The sequence below is a fragment of the Xanthomonas sp. A1809 genome, from assembly GCF_017746015.1.
Lineage (GTDB): Bacteria > Pseudomonadota > Gammaproteobacteria > Xanthomonadales > Xanthomonadaceae > Xanthomonas > Xanthomonas euvesicatoria.
Window position 1 is genome coordinate 1 of sequence record NZ_JAGHWZ010000038.1, and the last position, 3,033, is coordinate 3,033.

A 3,033-nucleotide genomic window follows, 5' to 3' on the forward strand; every position below is an offset into this window, starting at 1 on the left:
GGGTCAGTTCCTCGACGCGGCCCGCATAGCTGGCCAGCAGCCCGCGCAGCGCAGCCGGATCAGAAAGCAGCGCAAGCGGGTCGGCCGGCGCGGCGATGCGGCGTTCCAGCTCCTGCCAGCGGTCGACCAAGCGCGCGGTAAACTCCGGCGACAGCTGCGCGACGACCACGATGCTGTCGCGCTTGCCCTGCTCACCGGCGAAGACGTAAGCGATGCTCGGGCGCCCACCGGTGGGCTTTTCCTGCGCCGCAGGTAAAGCGATCACGCCGCGCTCGGCGAGCCGCTCGATGGCCACACGCACGTTGTCGTGACGCGATTCGACCAGTTCAGCAATTTCTCGGCTGGTGACCGCCGGCGCGTCGCCGGCGATTGTGAGTTGGCTCATGGGTGTACGTCCTGGCTCGCGCCGGTGATGATGAAAGCCACCTCGCCGCCTTTGCGCGGCTCAGCGCGCACCAGCGGGTGGGAAATGAATCGCTGGTCGTCGATGCCCAGCACGTGGGCCAAGCCGTCGCGGTATGCCTTGCAGCGGCCGAGCATGTTGTCGTCGTCCGGCATCTGCCTGGTCGGAGGGTAGAAATCGAGCCACAGGTGCAACCGCCCTTCCGGCAGCTGCAGGCCCTTCCACCCGGCTTGGAACGCCGCAAGGACTGCCAGTTGGCGCGCGCATTTCGTGGCCTTCGCCTTGCGTGACCAGTGCACGCGCGCGTTTGGCGACAAGTCCTTGCTCGGCCACGGGAGCGTCAGAGTGATCAAGCGCGGCACCGATCAGGGATGTACTGCTCAACCCCCGGCAGGCGCATCACCTGCCCGCCTGCGCGGATCCAGTCGGCGACGCTCTGAGCCGGCGCGCATGCGGCCGCCGCAGCGGCGCGGCGAGCCACTGAGGCGCGCACGGCAATTACGGTGTGTCCGTTGGGCAATCGCTTCGGCTGCGGCTTGCGCGCCGGGCGTGCCCGCTCCGTGAGGTCGCGCTGCACTTGGCGAAGGGCGCGGCGCTCGGCCTGTTCTCGCAATAGACGTTCGGCACGTGCCGCCCTGCGCAGCGCCTCGTCCTCGCGCCGTTCGGCAAGCGTCCGGCCGCCGTTGTTGACGTGGCGCTGGCGCATGTAAGCGCGGTGCTTCTCGATCCGTTGCTGGCTGATCCCTACTGCGCGCGGCGGCGGGTCACACAGGAATTCGTAGGCCGTCCGGCGGCCGGTGCCGGAGCGCTTCAGATAGCCGCCCTCGCTGTTGTCCTTCATGGCGCTGTAGTACGGCCGCCGTGCTTTCGCGCCGGCTTCGATGCCAATGCCGTCCAGGATCACCTGCGGCGTGTGCGCGCCGGGGTTGGCCTTCAGCCATTCGCGCACGCGGGTCGGATAGTTCTTCATGCCGTCACCGCCGTGGCGTCGCCCAGCTCTGCAGCCGCCCGCGCCAGCGCAGCGCGCGCGGCATCACGGTCTGCAACTTCCGGCACCTTCGCTGGCGGCGGTAGTGCGGTGGCAGCAGGCTCCGGCACTTCGCCGCCGCGCATGACGTGGTCGCGCGCCAGTTCGTACGCTTCGCGCACCATGCGATCGGCATCGCTGGCGCTGGCGCCGCGGTAGCGATAGCCATCCAACTTCATGCCGACAAGCACCGTGAAGCCGCTGCGGTCGCCGCCGCCGCGCAGTTCGTTTGCCACCTGTGCCAGGCTCGGCACGCCGAGGCAGCGCGCGCGGAACTCCGGCAGCGTGGGCGGCCACGGGTCCGCCGCGGTGATGCACGCCGTCAGGCCTGCGCCAAGCTGCTGCGCCGTGACGCCCGCCAAGCCCTTCGCCCAGGTGCTGCCCGCGCCGGTGGACGGGTCCGCGCCGAAGCCGCTGGTCCAGCGCGTGCCGTAGATTTCAGCCATGCGCGTCCACACCGTGGCGATCGACGTGATCGAAATCGGCGTCGGCGTGGCGGGTTGCTTGGCGCTCGATGGCTTCACGGGCAAAGCGTTGGGTGCGCTCGGCAGCGCTTTCGCGAGGGATTGCATGGGTAGATGCTCCGAAGGTGATGGTGTTGGCGCCGGTGGCGCGCTGGCGGCGAGCCGCGGCGATCAGGTAGCCGGCAGACTTGTCCGGGTAGACGTCGGACAGCTCGAGCAGGTGCTCGGCGGTGACACCCTCGCCTGATGCTGCGATCAGTTCCGGGTGCTGGCTCGTGGTGCGCAGCCAAGGACGGTTGAGCGACAGGGATGCTCGGTTCAACGCTGCTGCGATGAAACCTGCATCGGTTCCACACACACCTCGCGCAGCGTCGGCGCCAGTGGTGTGTGGTGTATTGGTTGCCTGATGGTTATATGACGGTTCCGTGTCCCGTTTTTGGGACTGTTTCGGCGGAAAAACGGGACTGTTCCCAGGGAAAAACGGGACTGTTTGCCCCTCGGAAGAGTCCCAATTTCGGGCCTCTTCAAAGTCAAAATGTTCCACGGAATAACGGTCCCGTTTTTGGGACTGTTCGTTTTCATGTTCCACGGCGGGCGAAGGAGCGGATGAACCCGAGTGCTGAGCATCAGCAGAAGGCGGGTTGAGGCGATAGACGATGACTTGGCTGGTGGTGCCACGCCGGTGGCCGGTGTCGCGAATCAGCCCCGCCGACACCAGGCGCGCCATGTTCGTCAGCACCGTTTTGCGGTCCTGCCCCGTCGCCTCGGCCAAGTAAGCAACCGATGGGTAAGCCTCCCAGTTGTCGCCGCCCGCGCAGTTGGCGAGCACCACCAGCACGAACTTGGCGGAGGATTTGTCCAGGGGCTGCTTCAGTGCCCACGTGATGGCCTCGACGCTCATAGGCTGATCACCACGCCGCCCAACGACTGCCCGCGCCAGCCACGAAATGCGCGGGCGATCGTGCCGGTCCGGTTACGGTGGCTGTGGAACTTCGGTTGAGCGTCTGCCTGCAGAAAGCGCTGGACCCGCTTCACTGGCAGGTTGAGCGCAGTCGCGATCTCAACGGGGTTGCAGCGCTCGTCGCGGAGCATGCGCATCTCGGCCGCCTTGCTCATCGCCCACCGCCCTGCTGCGCTTC

6 protein-coding genes are annotated in these 3,033 nt (G+C 67.3%); all 6 read right to left on the reverse strand.

Annotation, left to right across the window (positions count from 1 at the left end):
• The coding region (locus tag J7396_RS21935; protein ID WP_209262139.1) for a Rha family transcriptional regulator at positions 1-385 on the reverse strand (385 nt) is incomplete at its 3' end.
• Positions 382-756 carry a hypothetical protein gene (locus J7396_RS21940; RefSeq protein WP_046933455.1) on the reverse strand — a complete coding sequence of 125 codons (375 nt, stop codon included), beginning with the start codon at positions 754-756 and terminating at the stop codon, positions 382-384. The genes J7396_RS21940 and J7396_RS21935, both read right to left, overlap by 4 nt.
• Positions 753-1,373 (reverse strand): hypothetical protein, encoded by a 621-nt coding sequence (locus tag J7396_RS21945; protein ID WP_046933437.1) that lies wholly within the window; start codon positions 1,371-1,373, stop codon positions 753-755. Before J7396_RS21945 ends, J7396_RS21940 begins: the two co-directional genes overlap by 4 nt.
• Positions 1,370-1,876 (reverse strand): hypothetical protein, encoded by a 507-nt coding sequence (locus J7396_RS21950; protein WP_046933438.1) that lies wholly within the window; start codon positions 1,874-1,876, stop codon positions 1,370-1,372. Before J7396_RS21950 ends, J7396_RS21945 begins: the two co-directional genes overlap by 4 nt.
• Complete coding sequence (locus J7396_RS21955) at positions 1,869-2,795, reverse strand: helix-turn-helix domain-containing protein (RefSeq protein WP_080948149.1); 927 nt, start codon at positions 2,793-2,795, stop codon at positions 1,869-1,871. Before J7396_RS21955 ends, J7396_RS21950 begins: the two co-directional genes overlap by 8 nt.
• Positions 2,792-3,033: hypothetical protein (locus J7396_RS21960; protein WP_209262140.1), on the reverse strand; the 242-nt coding region annotated here is incomplete at its 5' end. The genes J7396_RS21960 and J7396_RS21955, both read right to left, overlap by 4 nt.